The sequence below is a fragment of the Bacillus infantis genome (assembly GCF_020171945.1).
In the GTDB taxonomy this organism is placed as follows: Bacteria; Bacillota; Bacilli; order Bacillales; family Cytobacillaceae; genus Bacillus_AB; species Bacillus_AB infantis_A.
Genome location: NZ_JAIVAP010000001.1, coordinates 182,963 through 201,738 on the forward strand (window position 1 = coordinate 182,963; position 18,776 = coordinate 201,738).

Annotated in this window: 17 protein-coding genes; 2 read left to right on the forward strand and 15 right to left on the reverse strand. The window is 47.9% G+C overall.

What is annotated here, in order from left to right; genetic code table 11:
- Positions 1–28 precede the first annotated feature (28 nt).
- Positions 29–676: a polysaccharide deacetylase family protein gene (locus tag LCM00_RS00895; RefSeq protein WP_224896962.1), complete on the forward strand. Its 648-nt coding sequence runs from the start codon at positions 29–31 to the stop codon at positions 674–676.
- 21 nt (positions 677–697) lie between these two features.
- Here the strand turns inward: LCM00_RS00895 and LCM00_RS00900 are convergent, their stop codons facing one another.
- From LCM00_RS00900 to LCM00_RS00930, 7 genes are all read right to left on the reverse strand, one after another.
- On the reverse strand, positions 698–1,213 hold the full coding sequence (locus tag LCM00_RS00900) for an NUDIX hydrolase (RefSeq protein ID WP_224896964.1): 516 nt from the start codon (positions 1,211–1,213) through the stop codon (positions 698–700).
- 98 nt (positions 1,214–1,311) lie between these two features.
- Complete coding sequence (gene mnmH / locus LCM00_RS00905) at positions 1,312–2,358, reverse strand: tRNA 2-selenouridine(34) synthase MnmH (protein WP_224898114.1); 1,047 nt, start codon at positions 2,356–2,358, stop codon at positions 1,312–1,314.
- Between the two features lie 216 nt (positions 2,359–2,574).
- Positions 2,575–3,996 carry an FAD-binding domain-containing protein gene (locus LCM00_RS00910; protein ID WP_224896967.1) on the reverse strand — a complete coding sequence of 474 codons (1,422 nt, stop codon included), beginning with the start codon at positions 3,994–3,996 and terminating at the stop codon, positions 2,575–2,577.
- 292 nt (positions 3,997–4,288) lie between these two features.
- A complete protein-coding gene (locus tag LCM00_RS00915) occupies positions 4,289–5,383 on the reverse strand; it encodes a branched-chain amino acid aminotransferase (RefSeq protein WP_224896970.1) in 1,095 nt (364 codons plus the stop codon).
- A 187-nt stretch (positions 5,384–5,570) separates the two neighbouring features.
- Positions 5,571–6,167, reverse strand: coding sequence for a branched-chain amino acid aminotransferase (locus tag LCM00_RS00920; RefSeq protein WP_224896972.1), 597 nt, complete (start codon positions 6,165–6,167; stop codon positions 5,571–5,573).
- 158 nt (positions 6,168–6,325) lie between these two features.
- A complete protein-coding gene (locus tag LCM00_RS00925; protein ID WP_224896974.1) occupies positions 6,326–7,720 on the reverse strand; it encodes a flavin monoamine oxidase family protein in 1,395 nt (464 codons plus the stop codon).
- Between the two features lie 162 nt (positions 7,721–7,882).
- Positions 7,883–8,509 (reverse strand): flavodoxin family protein, encoded by a 627-nt coding sequence (locus LCM00_RS00930; protein ID WP_263623179.1) that lies wholly within the window; start codon positions 8,507–8,509, stop codon positions 7,883–7,885.
- Between the two features lie 241 nt (positions 8,510–8,750).
- Here LCM00_RS00930 and LCM00_RS00935 point away from each other — a divergent pair, with 241 nt between their 5' ends.
- Positions 8,751–9,287, forward strand: a complete 537-nt coding sequence (locus tag LCM00_RS00935) for a ribonuclease H-like YkuK family protein (protein ID WP_224896976.1) — start codon at positions 8,751–8,753, stop codon at positions 9,285–9,287.
- A gap of 4 nt (positions 9,288–9,291) precedes the next feature.
- On the opposite strand, the gene LCM00_RS00940 is transcribed toward LCM00_RS00935, so the two are convergent.
- The 8 genes from LCM00_RS00940 to LCM00_RS00975 form a co-directional block, all read right to left on the reverse strand.
- Positions 9,292–9,756: a CoxG family protein gene (locus LCM00_RS00940; protein WP_224896978.1), complete on the reverse strand. Its 465-nt coding sequence runs from the start codon at positions 9,754–9,756 to the stop codon at positions 9,292–9,294.
- 79 nt (positions 9,757–9,835) lie between these two features.
- A complete protein-coding gene (locus tag LCM00_RS00945) occupies positions 9,836–11,191 on the reverse strand; it encodes an aspartate aminotransferase family protein (RefSeq protein ID WP_224896980.1) in 1,356 nt (451 codons plus the stop codon).
- A 31-nt stretch (positions 11,192–11,222) separates the two neighbouring features.
- A complete protein-coding gene (locus LCM00_RS00950) occupies positions 11,223–12,686 on the reverse strand; it encodes a CoA-acylating methylmalonate-semialdehyde dehydrogenase (protein ID WP_224896982.1) in 1,464 nt (487 codons plus the stop codon).
- 129 nt (positions 12,687–12,815) lie between these two features.
- A complete protein-coding gene (locus tag LCM00_RS00955) occupies positions 12,816–13,043 on the reverse strand; it encodes a hypothetical protein (RefSeq protein ID WP_224896984.1) in 228 nt (75 codons plus the stop codon).
- A 24-nt stretch (positions 13,044–13,067) separates the two neighbouring features.
- The gene (locus LCM00_RS00960; protein ID WP_224896986.1) at positions 13,068–14,522 is read right to left on the reverse strand and encodes an NCS1 family transporter; all 1,455 of its coding nucleotides are present in this window, start codon (positions 14,520–14,522) and stop codon (positions 13,068–13,070) included.
- Between the two features lie 144 nt (positions 14,523–14,666).
- On the reverse strand, positions 14,667–16,079 hold the full coding sequence (gene hydA, locus LCM00_RS00965) for a dihydropyrimidinase (RefSeq protein ID WP_224896988.1): 1,413 nt from the start codon (positions 16,077–16,079) through the stop codon (positions 14,667–14,669).
- Between the two features lie 30 nt (positions 16,080–16,109).
- On the reverse strand, positions 16,110–17,381 hold the full coding sequence (gene preA / locus LCM00_RS00970) for an NAD-dependent dihydropyrimidine dehydrogenase subunit PreA (RefSeq protein WP_224896990.1): 1,272 nt from the start codon (positions 17,379–17,381) through the stop codon (positions 16,110–16,112).
- Positions 17,374–18,753, reverse strand: a complete 1,380-nt coding sequence (locus tag LCM00_RS00975; RefSeq protein WP_224896992.1) for an NAD(P)-dependent oxidoreductase — start codon at positions 18,751–18,753, stop codon at positions 17,374–17,376. The genes preA and LCM00_RS00975 overlap by 8 nt, the downstream gene beginning before the upstream one ends.
- Positions 18,754–18,776 lie beyond the last annotated feature (23 nt).

Here is an 18,776-nt window from a genome sequence, read left to right on the forward strand (position 1 = left end):
GAGAATACTTATGACAAAAAGTCCTTGAGTGGTTGATGAGACAAGGGTCGTGTACGACTCAGCAGACAATGAAGTGATATCAAAATTACAGCCCAGTGAAAAGCCGTCAGTTGTTTTAACCTTTGATGATGGACCTGGCAGGCACTTGCATTCCATTTTGGACAGCCTGGCAAAGGAAAATGCAAAAGCCGCTTTTTTCTGGCAGACACGGCTTCTGTATCCTGAAAGGCCATGGGAAAGAGTGCTCGATGAAGGGCATATCATTGGAACTCATTCATCCCGCCACAAAAATATGGCTGCTCTTTCCTGTGAGGATCAATATAAGGACCTGGAAACCAGCAAAGAGAAGATCCGCCAGGTTACCGGAAAGGCGCCGGTATTCTTCCGTCCGCCTTTTGGCCAGTATAATGAAGCTACCCTTAAGGCGGCCAATGAACTCGAATTGATTCCTGTAATGTGGCGCATTGCATCCCTCGATTGGGAGCTTAAAGGAAACCCGGAGAAAATCATTTGCAATGTAACTGATCATCTGGAAGATGGAGCCATTATCCTCCTGCATGAACTAAAGCAGACTGCTGATATCCTGCCTGAGCTTTTAAAGGAAATCAAGCTGAAAGGTTACAGCTTTGCCTCACTCCAGCCAGGAAAGAGCGAGCGTAAAGCGCCCGGAGCATAAACCTCCGGGTGCTTTTTGCTTTTAGCGGTTGATTAGCATAATCTTAAGCTCTTCGAGTACAAAATTTTCCCTTTTTAGCCAAGTGTGATTTACTATTTTACCGATGGCTTTCTTATTTTCTTCTATTGCTTCATCAATGGCCACCCATTTGGGCATGAATCCCAGCTCTGCTTCATATGTATCCAACTGCTGCGCTGCCAAAGAGAAATCATTTAATTCACAGATATAGAAATGCGAGTTCATTTGAAAAATGAAGCGGTCATCATATTCGTCGATACGCCTTTCGACGACCTCCCCAGCTTTTCCTTTAACCTTGCAGCTTGTATAGCCGGTCTCCTCTGCTACTTCCCTGACCAAGGCTTCCGTGAAGGTTTCTCCTTCCTCCACCCCTCCTCCGGGAAATTTATAGCTCCCTGTAATTGTCTGCAGAAGAAGGATCAGATCATTTTGTATAATGATTGCCCTGGCCGCTTCCCGTATTCTAATTTCCCTGTCTATGTTTGTATGGGATAGGCCCAAAAGCTTGTGAAAAGCCAATCATACCCCCACCTTATCATCTTATTGGGTTGATTTTACCATAATAAGCAAAAATAAATAGGACTGCATGGCAGCATGCAGTCCTATTTATACAAGATTTATTGCGCAACCGGTGATTGTGAAAGTACGTACTCTTCTATCTTTTGGGCAGCATCCTCGATATTTGCGGCTTGAATGGTGACGATCATGTCTTCCGGATACATTTTAGCTGTATGCGTATAACGGGGATCATAATAATATTCAAGGAGCAGCGCAACCGCCGGCCCATACTCTTCATCAATGAGATTCTGTTCTATTTCGGCAGCAATCGGTGTGTGGATCCTGTTTTTGATATGGCTGAAAGCATTAAAACATGCCTCAGGATGATCCCATGGCTTATAATCCTCCAGGATATGGCGCACCCTCTCTTCCATTGGCATTTCTATGAACAGCTGGATCCCCTGTTCTTTCTTTTCAATGATAGATTCAGGGAGCACGACCTTCCCGACTCTCTTGCTTTCTGCTTCAAAAAAGACAAAAGGAGCTTCCTGCACCTCAAGCACCTTTCTAAGCAGCCTGGCGTCGAACATTTTCTGATTGCTCGGCTGAAGGCCGATATGGCCGAAGATGGAGCCTCGGTGCCTTGCAAGGCCCTCTAGGTCGATTACGCTATAGTCCTTTTCTGCCAGCTTCTCAAGAATGGCCGTTTTTCCTGAGCCGGTATAGCCGTTCAAAACGAATGCTTTCGGCTTCAGCTTGAGATTTTCAAGCGTTTCGACGACCCATCTGCGATGCGCCCTTACACCGCCCTCAAGCCGGTATGTGCGTATACCCATCAAATCAAGGAGAGTGGCAGAGGTTCTGCTCCGCATTCCGCCTCTCCAGCAGAATACTGCTTTGTCGCCTTCGACAGCATTGAATTCCCGGATAAAATCCGGAAGTTTGGCCGATACGATTTCCAGGCCGCGTTCTTTGGCAGCTTCAACGCTCACCTGTTTGTAAATTGTGCCGATTTCAGCCCGCTCTTCATCATTGAACAAGGGAATATTGAGGCTTCCCGGTATCGTGCTATCCTTATATTCAGAAGGAGATCTTACATCCACCAGCACAAGTTTTCGTTTATCCTTCAGTTCTAATAGTTTCTCAATTCCTACATCCTGGAACAATTTTATTCCGCCTTTCCTGCTGTTGCATTCTAAGCTTATCTTCTCTGCTATCATATAGAAAAGCTGATCACTCGCGGGGAGGATCAGCTGGAAGAACATCTTCTTCAACCGAGGGGCTTCAGCGGATGAACATCCTGCCCTTTACCCATTATAAAACATTTCAAAGGTAAAAGCATATTTTCAGATTTCTCACTGGCCACTGTCCGGTTCCCGGCTTCAATCGAAATCCCAGGTAAGCTGTTCTTCACTTCCCTGAGCTGCGGTTTTATTTTTCTGTATGTCTTTAGGTTTTTGGTCTTTCTTTAAGGCTATCTGTCTTTTTGCTTGCTTAATTGCTTTCCGTACATCACAGATAGGAGCAGGGTATCCAAGCTGAAAGAATCCAGGGTAAAGCCAAGGTTCGTGTATATATGCCACATCGACATCCTTCAGCTCAGGTACATAGCGGCGGATAAAGCTTCCATCAGTATCAAGATCTTTTCCCCATTTTACCGGGTCAATGATCTTGACGGTTTTCGAGCCGCACGCCCCCGCAAGTATGCCCATCTGCTTTATATGAACAGCAGGCTCGTGGTCAAGGAACAAAAGGGCGAGCTCCCTTGCAGCCTTCTCCCAATCCAATAACAGTATATTGCAGGCAAAGCTTGCCAGCATTCTTCTGCTGCTGTAATTGAGCCATCCGGTTTTGTGCAGGCAGCGCATACTGGCATCGATTGAAGGGATACCTGTATGCCCTGTCCGCCAGGCTTCAAAGTGATTTTCATCATGAGTCCGGACAAGTTTGTTTTCAATTACCTCTGCTTGTGATTCATTTTCATACCATTGTAGGGTTTCGCACCGTTCAAGCAGTTTGGATTGAAAAAGGCTGAGCTGCTGCTTCTCGGCTTCAGTACATTCTTCAGCTTTCTTTGCTGCTTCCTGGTAGGCCATCCTGACTGATATATTTCCAAAAGCCAGGTAAGGGGAAAGCCTGCTGGAAGAGAAAGAAGAAGCGAGCGGCTTTTGATAATTTTTTTCATAATTGGCGAGCTGCTCCCCGAGGAAAAATTCGAGCGTTTCGATTCCCCTTTTTTCTCCGCCGTTCTGTCCAAACCGGATAGCATCTCCCTTAACTTTCATGCTAAGTGCCTTTTGGATAGAAAGATTCAGAAAATCCGGCACCTTATCCGGCACCCTGACAGCAGCAGGGGGACTTGTCAGTTCCTCGAGCATTGATTCCTGCCAAAGCTTTCTGAAGGCTCCCTTGCTTTTGGGTCTCTCCAGCTGGCCGGGAGGATGGAAAGGATAGAATGGCAGTCCTTTGGATTCCATCCACTCTGCGGCCAGTCTGTCAGTTTCCGAATCGTACTCCCTGTGAAAGAACAGGGAGAATTCACCGTGTGTGTTCAGTAGCTCTTCAAGAATATCGATGATGGTCCCTTGAGCGGCAAATAATCTTCCTCCAAGTTCCCTGAGACTTTCATCAAGCTGCTCCAGCCCTTCGGCAGCAAACTGGATATGGCGCTTTGAGACTTCCTTCCGGCTTATAAGCGGCCCTGCTATATATAAAGGGATAACCTCTTCCGCTGAAGCACATGCCTCTGCGAGCGGCCGATGGTCATGTATCCTTAAATCTTTCCTGAACCATACAATATTCATAACAAATCACTCCGAAACTAGTATAGCGTCTCTTTCTATTATACTGAAATAAGAGGGAAAAAGCTGGGTAAAAGAAAAGCGGAAGCGGCTTGGTCAGAGCCGACAGCATAAGACTCACAGGAATAAAAGGCGTTCTTTGCCCTAAATTCCTGTGAGTCTTATGACTCGAGGCTCTAGACGCTGGAGCTGGACAAAGAAAAGCGGAAGCTGTTCTCCTTTAATTTCAATCAGCCAACAGAAAAAAGCCCGGCAAATGCCGGGCCTTTCAAGCAGCAGGATCAAAAATTCAATTTCACACCTTAGCAGGGGCAGGTTTCTCCACTTTCACCGTCCATCCGAAAGGATCAGCGACTCTGCCATACTGGATGCCAGTCAATGTATCATACAGTTTCCGGCTCAGCGCCCCGGTTTCTCCATTGTTGATGACAAGTTTTTCATCCTGCCACAGAAATTCGCCGATCGGGGAAATGACAGCTGCCGTCCCTGTGCCAAATGCTTCCTCCAGCTCACCATTCCTGTAAGCCTGCACCAGCTCCTCGATGGAGATTCTTTTTTCCGTAACCCTGTGTCCCCATTTTTCAAGCAGTGCAATGATTGAATTCCTTGTAACACCTTCGAGTATGCTTCCATTTAAAGAAGGCGTGATGATTTCTCCGTTCACTTTGAAAAACACATTCATGCTTCCTACTTCTTCAATATACTTTTTCTCTTTTCCATCCAGCCATAATACCTGGGCATAGCCGCCTTTGCCGGCACCCTGCTGGGCTTTCAGGCTTCCGGCATAATTGCCTCCTGTCTTGGCATTGCCGGTGCCGCCCGGCACGGCCCTGACGAATTCCCGTTCTACAGCAATCTTTACGGGATTGATCCCTTCCTTATAATAGGCACCCACAGGGGAAAGGATGATGATGAACTGGTAGCTTGCAGATGGAGCCACTCCCAAATATGGTTCTGTGGAGATGACAAACGGCCGTATATAAAGGGAAGTGCCTTCAGCAGAAGGAACCCACTCTTCTTCGACCACCAGCAGTTTTTTGAGGACTTCAAGCGCCAGCTCCTCGTCGATGGGCGGAATGCAAAGCCTGCTGTTGGATCTGTTAAGCCTCTGGAGGTTTTGTTCCGGCCTGAATAAAAGGATATCCTGATCCTTTGTCCGGTATGCTTTCAGCCCTTCAAAGACGCTTTGGCCGTAATGGAAAATCATGGCTGCCGGATCCAATGTGATAGGCTGATAGGGAATGATGCGGGGATCATGCCAGCCGAACCCTTCCTTATAGTCCATCACAAACATATGGTCAGTGAAATTTCTGCCAAATTCCAGTGCAGCAGCTTCCGGCTTGACCTTTTTCTCTTCCCTTAAAGTTGCGCTGATCTGGCAATCTGTCATTTTTGAAAAACTCCTTTTCTGCTATTATGCTTTGAAGTGTTGAAGGGAATGGGTGAAAAAGAGGCAAATGATGTGAAGGCGATACCGCACCTGACCATTTGCACCCTCCCTTGCTTATTTTTCCATTAATCAATCTTTAATAATATTCTTAATATTATGGCAACCCTTCAATTAAATGTCAAGAACTTTATCCTTGCTGACTTTGTGCACCCTCAGCAAGATCGAAAAGGAATCCATATACAAGACTGTATGCATCCCCGACTGACAAATCACCATGAAAACCAGGAAGTGCATCAAGGGAAAAATTCAAATTCCAGATGCCTTCACCTGAATCAAACATCAGATCATAAGCGTCCCCGTCCCCATTAAGCCCCTTATCAAGGCTGTCTTTCAAGTATTTCTGAAATTTCTTCTGAAGCTTTAATCCAAGCATAATATCGTAATTGCCGAACACATCATCCACCTCAAGAGAGACAGCATCTGCACCAATGACATCAAACCATTTGGACTCCATGTATACAAACTCGCGTTTATGATCACGGAAATAGGAAATCGGCTTTTTCAGAAATTCCGGCGATTCTTCATCAAGAATTTCTTCCGTTTCCTTATCGCCTCTTTCCAAATAAGCCTCACGGAAGCGGTCTCCCTCATTGCCGAATGTAAATGCTTCAGCTGAATCAGCGTCTGTCATTCCGAGATATTCTTTTTCTTTTTCAAATATCAGAGCTGTCCCTTTCTCTTTTTGTTCTTTTTCTATGTATGAAGCAAGATTTTCTTTTAGCATAAGTCTTCTCCTTTTTCAGCGGTTTGCAGATTTCATTCCCGGAATATTTCACCGGCTTATAAGCAGTATACCATTCCTTTCAGGCTTCACATAACACTAGAATCCGGGGCAGGGCAGGGACCCCGGGGAATATTGCTTTATGAAGAGCCGGTTTGCGGTTATTCCAATAGGTCCATCTGCACTTCCAGTGCTGCCCTGCTCCCGCTTTCCACTGCTCCATTCATATAGCCCTGATAAAGGATGGAGGTATGCTCCCCGGCAAAATAGCAGCTTCCCTCCTTCTCCATCTCCACTCCTGCAAAGCCTGTATGCTGGCCGACCTTCCTGAAGGAATACGACCCCCCGGTCCAGCTGCCGGCAATCCAGTAGGAAACCAGATCCCTGCCATTATATTCTTCTGCTGCACCTGTGAACAGCCGTGATAAGTCCTGCAGGAATTTCTCCCTATGCTTTATCTTGCCTTCTTTCATTAAGCGGACGGCTTCCTTTCCGCCTGCATAATGCACAAGGATCCCGGCATCCCCCTTTTGTGCCCGGGTAGCTTCAAAGGCGGATTGAAACATATTATTGGTATAGATCGTGCCGGTGCTGGCAAACTTCTCCCATAATCTGCTGCTGAATTGAAAATGTGCTTTAAAATTATGGCCCATGCCAAGCTCTTCTATTGCTTTTGTTTTTAGAGGACTGAATCCGCTCTCTGTGTAATCCACGGTATGTCTTAAAACAGTAAAAGGAATGGCCATCACGACTTTGCCCGCATAAATTTCCTTTCTTTTTCCTGCTGATTGAAACGCGAGGAAATACCCGCCCTGCCCGCAGGCTTTGATGCTTGTAAGCTGGTGGTCATAAAAGATAGATCCGTTAAGTTTCTCCTTTAATTTTTCAATGATGAGGTCGTTCCCGCCCCTCACTCTGTATCTTTCATCAGAGGTGCCGAACACATTGAAATGTGAGCCATTCAGCCCTCCTACAAGGCTGATGAGGTTAAGGGCGCTCTGTTCTGCGCAATCTGCCCCATATTCAATTGTATATGCATCGCATAAAAGCTGGCCAAACTCAGAGTCTGTCCCTCCCTCTATATTTTGATCTATCCAGTCAACGATCGACATGCTGTCAAGCTCTTTCGCACGCTTTGAATGCCGGCTGTACAATGGAGGGAATTCACAATGCCTGTATTCTTCTGTGACAGAGTCAGCTATCCGGCTGTAGAGATCCTCGATCTTCTCCCCGGGGATGCTTTTTCCATTAATAAGATAAAGCGGCTTCCCCCCTTCTTTTTCGAAGCTGGTCAGGTCATCTGTCTGCAAACCGAGTTCGGAGATCAGGCCAAGTATTTCTTTATGGTTAGAATCAATGAACTCTCCTCCGCATTCAGCAAACTGCCCTTCCGCAAAAAAAGTCCGGTTTGTACGGCATCTGCCGCCTGCGTCTGCCTGTGCTTCAAAAACCACAGCTTCGATTCCTGCCTGCTTCAGCCGGTAAGCGCAGGTAAGTCCTGCGAGTCCTGCACCAATGATGGCGATAGCCTGCTGTTTTATTTCAACCCTGTCCATAATGTCACTCCTGTGCCAACTTGAAATTGCAAAATATAGCATTCCCTCAATGCCTGTTCTTGAATCCTTAATATATAAGGGATTAAATGTATAAAGTCCTTCTTTGAAATAAAAAGAAACAGAGCAGCCTATGGGGAGCTCTGCTCTGTTTCGTCCTAACAGTTATTCTTCAATCACATTGCCTTCTGCAGGGATGGGATGGTTTTTCAGCATGCTGGCAAAATGGTATAAATTATAGGCCAGAATTTTTGCATGCTGCTTGGTGAAGCTGTTTTTATAGCCTTCCGCCTCGATGAATGAGGGTCCCGGGCCTGCTTCCCCGACCCAATAGGCATCCACATTCGGCGGGATGGTAAAGCCGATGTGTGATAAGCCGTAAATGATGGATTTGGAAGCGTCCTTGGCTCCATCCTCATTGCCTGTTACAACGGCTCCGCCTACTTTATTATAATAAAGATATTGCCCCTTATCATTTGTCATGCTGCTCGCACCGTAGAGCCTCTCGATTGCCAGAGTGGCAATGCTGCTCTTTTCCCCGAGCCAGATCGGCGTCCCAATGACCAGGATATCCGCTTCTTTAACCTTCTCAAAGATTTCCGGCCACTCATCTCCTTCGCCTTCATCAGCGGAAATTCCATAGGAAATGTTGAAATCAGCAAGCCTGATTGTTTCTGATTCTACTCCAAGGGTGTCAAAATGACCGATTACCTCATCCATCAGCCGCTGGGTATTTGAGGGCTCTGCCCCTGCTTTTAAACTGCAATTAAGGAATAAACTCTTGATTTTCATACGATAGCCTCCTTACGTTCTCTCCTGTTATATATCCTCAGAGAAATCCCGCAAACATGGAGATGTGCACAAAAGGCCTTTTGAAAAAAAGAACAACTTCCCTTGATTTCATTAATATAATGTATTACAGCACCGATTATTTTTAGGCATTTTCCTTCGTCCCTGTGCTCCATCAAAAGACCCGGTATGCTCCATTTGCGCGGGTTCTTTCCATAAACCAACTGAAAAGCGGTGATAAAGAGTGAAAACCGATTCGCTTTCTTCTTTCAGCTTTCAGAATCTGCAGGAGAGCAGTCTTACCTTTGAACAGGTTTTTGAACGCATCCTGCGCTTTATGTCCCGGCAGCCTTCAGGCAACTACAGGCTGATGGTCGGTACAGATTCACAGGTTCATCCCGAGTCGACCCGTTTTATAACGGGTATTGTTATCCAGAATGAAGGAAAGGGAGCCTGGGCCTGTATAAGGAAAACGACTGTCCCCCGGCAGATGCAGCAGCTGCACGAACGTATTTCGTTTGAAACCTCCCTGACCGAGGAAGTTGTAGCCCTCTTCGATGATGGGAAAAAGAACAGGATGATTGATTTGGTTCTGCCTCATGTCTACAAAGGAGCGACTTTTACGATAGAAGGGCATATCGATATCGGAGCGGGACCAAGGAATAAAACAAGGGAATATGTAAATGAAATGGTTGCAAGGCTTGAGTCTATGGGTCTTGAGCCAAAAATAAAGCCGGACGCCTTTGTGGCATCCAGCTATGCAAACCGTTTTACTAAATAAGCAATTATAGAGGGGTCTTGATCCTTTTGTTATAATTCTCTTCAGCTTTCCGGGCAACCGCCTCTGTCAGTTCCACTGTGATGGAGGGGAGGGATGAACTCAAAATGCTGTTGGCCATCTTTGCCATCAGGCCCTCGGCCCTAATGGTCAGGCAGCCGGTCATGATATTGGTCCGGTTCTCTTTTTTTGCCCAAAAATAGCCTTCACCAGTAATCTTTTCGTTGATCCCATCAAGGTTGAAAGTCACTTTTTCCGGCTCCTGCCAGGTGACTATCTCCACCTTCAGCTGAATTTTCTTCTTCATGATGCCCACATCTGTGTAAAAGCTCCAAGTTGATTCGCGGTCATTGATGATCTTATGGTCAATATATCCGGGCACAAGCGGGGCCCACCGGTCAATATTGCTGACGAACTCCCACAAAGATTCAATCGGTATATTTACTTCCGCCTGGTGGCTGCAGCTGGCCATATATCAAACTCCCTTTTCTAAATAGGTTTATTCAATATCTTATTCTTATCCATTTTTCATTATGCTTGAATGCAGCCGTTCACAGGATACTTTCCAAGCTCTCCTTAAGGGTATTGATAACCAGGCCGGCATCTTCTTCTTTGATGTTGAGAGGCGGCGACAGTGCCAGGACGTTATTGAAGCCTGCCACGGTTGCTCCATTTTTCCCGATCAGCACTCCCTTCTCCCGGCAGGAGGCTATGACTTTATTGACAAGGCTGGCGTCTAGGGGTTCTTTCGTCTGTTTGCTGCTGACGAGCTCTATCCCGATCAAAAGCCCTTTCCCCCTGACATCGCCAACAAAAGGATGATCCGCAAGACGTGAGGCAAGCTCCTTTTTCATCTTCTCTCCAAGATCAGCGGAACGTTTATACAGGTTTTCCTCTTCAAGAATTTCAAGATTTTTGAGCGCCAGTGCACAGGCAGCCGGATTTCCGCCGAATGTATTGATATGCCGGAAATAGTCGTATTCCCCGCTCCCCTTGAACGCTTCATAGATCTCTTTCTTCACAGCAGTGGCTGACAGCGGGAGATAAGCGCTCGTGATTCCCTTTGCCATTGTGATAATGTCCGGCCTGACACCGTCATGCATAAAGCCAAAAGGCTTTCCTGTCCGCCCGAAGCCGCAGATCACCTCATCAGAGATCAAAAGGGCTCCATGCTTTTCGCACACCTCTTTGACAGCCTTCATATATCCTTCCTGCGGGGTGATGATTCCGCCGCCGGTGATGATTGGCTCCATGATCATCGCGGCAATGGTCTCGCTCAGCTCCCATGTCATTGCCTGGTCTAGCGCTTTGACTGCAGGCAGTTCAGCAGGGCTGACATTGTGGACTTCATCTCTGTAAGAGTCTGGGGGCTGTACATGTATGAAGCCTGGAGAGAGCGGTTCATATTTGTATTTTCTTTGTGCCTGCCCTGTCGCAGCGAGCGATCCCATGGTATTGCCATGATATGAACGGTAGCGTGACACAATTTTATAGCGCCCCGATTCTCCGCGCTGCTGATGATATTGCCTGGCGATTTTAAAGGCAGTTTCATTGGCTTCCGAGCCGCTGTTGGAAAAGAAAATAACATAGTCCCCGCCAAGCAGATCATTCAGCTTTTCAGCAAGTCTGATAGCTGGGCCATGGCTTTGGGTAAGCGGGAAATAAGGCATTTCCTTCAGCTGTTCATATGCCGCCTCCGCAAGTTCCTTCCTGCCATATCCGGCATTAACGCACCAAAGGCCCGCCATCGCATCCAAATAGCGTTTTCCGTCACTGGCAGTAATCCACGAGCCCTCAGCCTTTTCCGCGACAATGGTCGACTGCGGGCTGTAAGGCTTCATTGAATGCCAAACATATTGATCATCCTGTTCAAGCAATGTTTTATTTCCATTCACTGATTGTGCCACCCGATCTCCTCCTCATTGCAATTGAGTATTTTCAGAGTTCAAACCGAGATGTGATCATTTTCTTCCTGGTATAAAAATTCAAGCCATCTTTGCCGTTGACATGAAGGTCTCCATAGAAGGAATCCTTCCAGCCTGAAAAAGGGAAAAATGCCATAGTAGCCGGAACGCCCACATTGATGCCGAGCATCCCTGCATCCGCCTCTTCACGGAATTGCCTGATGCTTCTCGCATCGTTTGTATAGATGGTTGCTCCATTCCCGTATCTCGACCGGCGGATAAAATCCAATGCTTCGTCAAGACCGCCTGCACGTAGAAGGCTCAGTACAGGGGCGAAAAGCTCTTCCTTTGCGATGGTCATATCGCATGTCACTTTATCAAAGATCGTGGCACCAAGGAAGTTCCCGGCTGGATGCCGCTCCATTTCAAGACGTCCGTCCCTGATCAGCTCAGCTCCTTCTTCTTCTCCTTTTTCAATAAGCCTGAGAACCTTTTCAAGGTGCTCCCTCCGGATGACGGGCGTCAGGAGGGCATCTTCTTCCATCCCGCTGCCAACCTTCAGCTCATCTGCTTTTTTCTTAAGTTCTTTTATAAAGATGTCGTTTTCTCCGATTACGACAACGGCACTGCATGCCATGCACCTCTGGCCGGCACTGCCGAATGAGGAGCTGATGATATGCTGGGCCGCCTTCTCTGCATCAGCATCAGGCATGACAATATGGTGATTTTTTGCACCAGAAAGCGCCTGCACCCGCTTGCCTTCTGCGGCTGCACGTTCATACACATATTTTGCAACCCGCTGAGAGCCGACAAATGAGATGGCGGCAACCTTTTTATCCTCCAGAAGTGCATTGACAACATCATGTGCACCATGCACGATGTTCAAGACACCGGGAGGGGCTCCTGCCTCAGAGAAAATTTCTGCCAGGCGCGCTGCCAGAATCGGCGTCCTTTCAGACGGCTTCAGTACAAATGTATTGCCGCAGGCAACTGCAAGAGGAAACATCCATAACGGCACCATCATCGGGAAATTAAAAGGAGTGATCCCCGCAACCACGCCAAGCGGGTACCTGAACATCTCGGAATCAATATCCTCAGCGATGCCGGACAGCGACTCCCCCATCATCAAGGTCGGTGCACCAGCCGCAAATTCCACACACTCGATGCCTCTTTGAACTTCGCCGTATGCTTCTTTAAAGGACTTTCCATTCTCCTTTACAATCAGTTCGGCAAGCTGATCATGATGCTGTGAAAGCAGATTATGGTATTTGAACAGCAATCGTGCTCTCTTTGGAACAGGCACTTTCCTCCACGAAACAAATGCCTTGCCTGCCGCCTGGACAGCAAGGCTGACATCTTTTGCCCCAGAGGCGGGTACCTTTACGATCACTTCATCAGTGGCAGGGTTAGTCACATCAAAAGTATCTGCAGAGGAAGCTCCAACCCATTTACCATCAATAAAGTTTTTCAAAACCTCTGTATCATTCCGGACAGCCATCTGCTACATCTCCTTCATATGATAAATATCCATTACAGGCCTTTTTCATGACTCAATAAAAGAGCTCCATATTAAAGGCGAAGGATCGGCCGCACTGTACTGCATGCGGAATCCTTCGCTCAGCCAATGCTATACCTGCCCGGCAGATTGCTCTTTCTGCCGGATCAGAAGCCCGCTGAAATACTTTCGAGCATCTGCAGTACCGATCTGGATTGATTCCTGGATGCCGCTGACCGGATTGTCAAACAGGATGACAGCTCCATCCAAATCTTCCTTCACCTGCAGAATGCGAAACCCTTTTTCGATATAAAAATCTATTTTGTCTTTTTCATGCAAAAAGAATTGGTAGTCTGACATACTTTCCGGCCTCCTGTTAATGAATCAATACTTAGCAGAACGGGCGGCATTCTCCTGGTCATCTTCCAGAATCCAGTCCCTGCCGACACTGATCCCGAGATATTTGCTGTCATCGGGGTCAATGATCTCGGCCTGCTGATATTTGCGGAACCACCAGTATCGGGCAAGGAGATAATAGCAGCCTGCCCCGGCAAGGAATCCGGCGAGAAAGCTGTAGTTGGGAAGCCAGTATGCAACAGCTGCACCAATGACCCAGCTGATGAATCCTGCCAGGTTGAACCCGCCCCAATACCTGAATTGTCCCTTGTCTTCATATAATGCAGGTACATTCACACGCCTTTTTCGCAGCAGATAATAATCAGCAAAAAGGATGCCGACAATTGCAGACAGGATCCCTCCTACAAAAAGGAGAACTGGGATGATCACTCCAAAGAGATTCCATGGCTGTACCACTGTTCCGACAATGCCTGCTGTAATAACTCCTGCCCAGAAAGGGAACTTTGGGCCGCCTGCATTTGAAAAAATCGTTGCTGCCGGGACAACATTTGCCGCTGTGTTGGTGGACCATTGCGCCAGGACGATCATCACAAGGAGGATGCACAGGACCAATCCGCCCGCCGCTTTCTGAAGGGCAATGACGGGATCGTAATTCAGGACGGCAATATAGGCGATCCCGCCGATGATGATCATAAATGTCTGGGTCAGCGGCATGGCGACCAGATTGCCGATCAGTGCCCCTTTATTGCGCCTGAACCAGTTTTTTTCGTTCACCGGCGCTTTGATGAACCGGGAAATGGAAGGAATATCAGCACTCAAAGTCGCCCAGAAGCCCATATTGCTGAAAATTACGACAAGGAAACTAGTGAATGCATCTACCCCTGCTGCCGGATTTTCCGCCCAGGTCCATATATTCCGTCCAGCTACTTCTGCGGTTTCCGATAGAGATAGATACATCCAAATGGAAATCAGTATTATGACTGGAGCTGCCATGTCGGCAAAGCGCTCTATCGCTTTTATCCCAAGGCAGGTATTGATCAGCTGTACAGCTGCAAAAATAATAAAGCAGATAAACCAGTTATCGAAACCGAATAAAATATCCATGATGCCATTCATCGCAGTGGCGCCGAAATAGGTATTGATCCCGAACCACATAGAGGCGGTGATGCCCCTTGTGACCGAGGGGATATGAGTACCGATTGTGCCGAAAGGGGCGCGCATATAGACCGGGAAGGAAAGGCCGTGTTCAATCCCGATGTCTGCAATCAAACTGATGAACAAGCCGATTCCAAGGCAGCCGATCACCGTTGCAATAATGACCAGCGGCAATGGGAGACTCATGACCCCGGAGCCTCCGATGGCAAAGGTGGCGAGTACGACCACCATGCCCACCCACATGAATGAATAGCCGAGCGAGGTGATATTCCTGTCCTTTTGCTGGATCGGATAAAGGTCAGGGGATTTCAGATGGCTTTTTTTCATACGCGTACACATCCTGTCCGGTTAATTTTGTCACGCCAAGAAGCTGTTTAAAACCGAAAAGCTGGCTTGATGTATGCCATCATCCATATTCAGGGTATCCAGAGCCGGGAACATCGGACATACCCTGCTAACCCTATCAGACTGCTAAACAGGCAGCCCGCTATCCGCAGTTTTGTGCTTATGATATCTTGCTCTTTTTAAGTACTTTCCACTGCCCGCTTTTCCTGCGAATTGACGGTCTTTGATCACATATTCTCCTCTTACCAGTACGGTGACTGGTTCGCCTTTTACAGCCATCCCTTCAAATGCGCTGTAATCAACAGCCAAATGATGGGCAGCGGCAGAAAGTGTCCGTTCCTTCTCAGGGTCAAAAAGGACTATGTCGGCATCTGAACCTACAGCAATCGTCCCTTTCTGCGGATATAGTCCGAATAGCTTTGCTGCCCGCGTTGAGGTGATATCGACAAATTGGTTGAGCGTGATTCTTCCTTTTGCCGCACCTTCTGAATAAAGGATCGAGAACCGGTCTTCAATGGTCGGGCCTCCATTAGGAATCTTAGTGAAATCCTCCCGGCCGAGATCTTTCTGCCCCTTGAAATCAAAGGAGCATTGATCAGAGCCGATCGTCTGCAGCTGCCCGCTTTTGAGGGCATTCCATAATACATCCTGGTTCCATTTTTCTCGCAGCGGCGGGGACCACACATATTTGGCGCCTTCAAAATCCGGCTTTTCAAGGCTGGTCTGATCAAGTACAAGATACTGCGGGCAGGTTTCACCCCAGACATCAATGCCCCTTGAGCGGGCTGCAGCAATCTTTTCTGCAGCTTCTGCACAGGATACATGGACAACATACAGCTGGGAGCCTGCGAGACCAGCCAATTCAGCTGCACGCCCTGTTGCTTCCCCTTCCAGCTCCGGCGGCCTGGTCAGGGCATGGTAGATCGGTTCTGTATGTCCTTCCTCCAGCGCCTGTTTCGTTAGATAATCAATCACATCTCCATTTTCAGCATGCACCATCACAAGTGCCCCCAGATCCCTTGCGGCAATCAGTGTTTTAAATAGCGTTTCATCATCAGCCTGAAAGACATTTTTATAGGCCATGAAGACTTTGAATGAAGTAATTCCCTCGGAATCTATCACGTTTGGCAGCTCCGCCAGCACTTTATCATTGATTTCCCCGATCATCAGATGGAAGCTGTAATCGATGGCAGCCTTGTCTTTTGATTTTTGATGCCATTCATCAATGCTTTCCTGGAGAGGCCTTCCTTTAGAGGTCAGGCAAAAGTCTATGATGGTCGTGGTTCCGCCAAAGGCTGCTGCCATGGTCCCTGACTCGAAGTCATCCTTTGTCACAGTCCCGCCGAACGGCATATCGAGGTGAGTATGGGGATCAATGCCGCCCGGAAAGACATATTGGCCCTCAGCATTGATGATCTCTGCTCCTGAATCTTGAAGGTCCCTGCCAATCAGGGCGATTTTCCCATCTTCTATTAAAATATCAGCCTGAAAAGTATCAGAAGCTGTCACTACAGTGCCGTTCTTTATTATTTTCTTCATATTCAGCACTCCTTTAACGTTTAGATAAATTCATTTCGCAGCCTTGCCCCCGGCTAACGCAGCCTGCCGTTCGTTCCAGGTCATGGGCGGCTGTGTGTGCGGAAGCTCTATCATAGAAATCGCACCCTCCTCCGGACAGACAATGGAGCAGAGATTGCAGCCGACACAGTCTTCTTCACGGACTTTTAGATACTCTTTTCCATTTTCATCAATCAGCATATCGATGCATTGATGCGAAGTGTCCTCACATGCTATATGGCATTTATTGCAGTTGATGCAGATATTGGGATCGATCCTTGCTGCAATATTGTAGTTAAGGTCAAGATTGCCCCAATCAGAATATCTTGGTACAGATTTTCCAATGATCTCCCTGACTGATCTGATGCCTCTTTCGTCCAGATAATTATTCAGGCCATCCAGCAGGTCTTCAATGATCCTGAAGCCATGGTGCATGGCAGCAGTACAGATCTGCACGCCTGAAGCGCCCATCAGCATGAATTCAACAGAATTCTGCCAGTTTGATATTCCGCCCATCCCGGAAATCGGGACAGATATGGCCGGATTCCTGGCACATTCTGCGACCATGTTCAGTGCAATCGGTTTGACTGCCGGGCCGCAATATCCACCATGTGCCCCCTTGCCCCCGACATGCGGAATGGTATTCCAGGTATCAAGGTCCACCCCGGCGAGGCTGTTGATGGTATTGATCATACTGACAGCATCGGCTCCGCCTTTTACCGCTGCTTCTGCTGTTGCTGTAATATCAGTTATATTTGGGGTGAGTTTTACAATGACCGGAGTCCTTGCTGCTTCCTTTACCCAGTACGTCTGTTTCTCGACCAGCTCCGGCACCTGCCCGGAGGCAGAGCCCATGCCCCTTTCCGCCATGCCGTGCGGGCAGCCGAAGTTGAGCTCAAGCCCGTCAACTCCAATGGCTTCTACCCGCTTGACGATCTCATGCCACTTTTCTTGCTTAGGTTCCACCATCAGCGACGCAATGATTGTATTTTTGGGAAACTTCTTTTTGGTTTCATAGATTTCCTTCAGGTTGACTTCCAGCGGCCTGTCTGTAATCAGCTCAATGTTATTAAAGCCTGCAACCCGCTGGCCATTGAAGCTGACAGCAGCAAAACGGGAAGAAACATTTAAAATCGGCTCTCCCAGCGTCTTCCAAACCGCTCCTCCCCATCCTGCCTCGAATGCCCGCTGAACCTGATAGCCGGAATTGGTGGGCGGTGCAGACGCAAGCCAGAAAGGGTTGGGTGACTGGATGCCTGCCAAATCTATGCTTAAATCAGCCATTTGCTTTTCTCCTTTCTTCCTTCTGCATCAGCTTATGGATCGAATGGGCAGCTTGTTTACCCTGCTGGGCAGCGGTCACCACCATGGCTTCCCCTTTTCCTTTCCCGAAGACAATATCCCCGCAGGCAAATACTTTAGGGTTCGAGGTCTGGAACGTTTCCGTATCAATCAGAACTACCCCTTTTTTGTGTTCAAGGCCGAATTGGGCAATCAGGCTACCGTGCCTCTGCTGCCCGATTGCTTTAATAATGATGTCAGCAGGGAGAACGTGCTCAGACCCTTCAATGGGCACTGGCCTCCTCCGGCCGTCCTGATCCGGCTCGCCCAGCATCATCTGGATGCATTCAATCCCTGCAGCTTCACCCCGGTCATTGCTGATAATCCTTCTAGGCGCTGTCAGCCACCGAAACTCCACTCCATCCTGTTTGGCAAATTCATACTCAAAATCGTAGGCAGTCATTTCCTCCTGTGTCCGCCTGTAAAGGATCTTCACATTCTCCGCAGCTAGCCTAGCCGCACAGGTGGCAGCATCAATCGCCGTATTGCCGGCGCCGATTACTACTGCCCTTTTGCCGGCTATATCACTTCTCAGGTCTGCAGTCTTTGTCTGCTTTACAAATTCAATCGCATCCAAAACCCCTTCAAGCTCTTCCCCCTCAATCCCAAGGTCAGGCACTTTGGACATGCCTGCTGCAAGGACGATGCAGTCATATTCGGCCAGCAGCTCTTCAGCTGTCACATCCCGGCCAACCTTCGTACTCGTTCTGATGTCTACATTCATCCGCCTGATTTGCTCTGCTTCCCAATGGGCAATCGCCTTCGGGAGGCGAAATGAAACAATTCCGTAAGTATTCAGGCCCCCTGCTTCTGCCTCTGCTTCATAGATGACAGCCTTATAGCCAAGACGTGCAAGCTCCCTTGCAGCCGATAGTCCTGCTGGGCCGCTTCCAATGATCGCTGTTTTTTTGCCGTTGGCTGTGCCTGGGGAAAATAAGTCTTTCCCGCTTTTTATAGCCCAGTCTGTCGCATGCCTCTGAAGTTTGCCAATCAAAATAGGACTTCCAGATGAATTCAATACACAGGCCCCTTCACAAAGCTCTTCAGTCGGGCAGACTCTTGAGCAGCTGGCGCCGGCAGGATTGGCCTCCATTATGGTTTTGGCCGATCCCAGCATATTTCCTGTGCTGATTTTCTTTATGAAAGAAGGAATATTGATCCCGGTTGGACAGGCCTTAATACATGGGGCATCATAACAATAAAGGCAGCGGTTAGCTTCCTGGACGGCATCCCTTTCTGAAAGTGCAGGCTCCACTTCCCTGAAATTCTGTTCCAGGTCGGTGCGCGAAATCCGCTTTTGCTTTATATCTATCACAGCGTTCCCTCCTTTCCTGCCTT

What these genes read in the sequence shown, in the direction of transcription:
- LCM00_RS00925 (WP_224896974.1), bottom strand. Translation starts at nt 7,720, where the DNA reads ATGGACAGGGTTGAAATAAAACAGCAGGCTATCGCCATCATTGGTGCA.
- LCM00_RS00960 (WP_224896986.1), bottom strand. Translation starts at nt 14,522, where the DNA reads ATGAAAAAAAGCCATCTGAAATCCCCTGACCTTTATCCGATCCAGCAA.
- preA (WP_224896990.1), bottom strand. Translation starts at nt 17,381, where the DNA reads ATGGCTGATTTAAGCATAGATTTGGCAGGCATCCAGTCACCCAACCCT.
- LCM00_RS00915 (WP_224896970.1), bottom strand. Translation starts at nt 5,383, where the DNA reads ATGACAGATTGCCAGATCAGCGCAACTTTAAGGGAAGAGAAAAAGGTC.
- LCM00_RS00955 (WP_224896984.1), bottom strand. Translation starts at nt 13,043, where the DNA reads ATGTCAGACTACCAATTCTTTTTGCATGAAAAAGACAAAATAGATTTT.
- LCM00_RS00920 (WP_224896972.1), bottom strand. Translation starts at nt 6,167, where the DNA reads ATGCTAAAAGAAAATCTTGCTTCATACATAGAAAAAGAACAAAAAGAG.
- LCM00_RS00910 (WP_224896967.1), bottom strand. Translation starts at nt 3,996, where the DNA reads ATGAATATTGTATGGTTCAGGAAAGATTTAAGGATACATGACCATCGG.
- LCM00_RS00950 (WP_224896982.1), bottom strand. Translation starts at nt 12,686, where the DNA reads ATGGCTGTCCGGAATGATACAGAGGTTTTGAAAAACTTTATTGATGGT.
- LCM00_RS00930 (WP_263623179.1), bottom strand. Translation starts at nt 8,509, where the DNA reads ATGAAAATCAAGAGTTTATTCCTTAATTGCAGTTTAAAAGCAGGGGCA.
- hydA (WP_224896988.1), bottom strand. Translation starts at nt 16,079, where the DNA reads ATGAAGAAAATAATAAAGAACGGCACTGTAGTGACAGCTTCTGATACT.
- LCM00_RS00940 (WP_224896978.1), bottom strand. Translation starts at nt 9,756, where the DNA reads ATGGCCAGCTGCAGCCACCAGGCGGAAGTAAATATACCGATTGAATCT.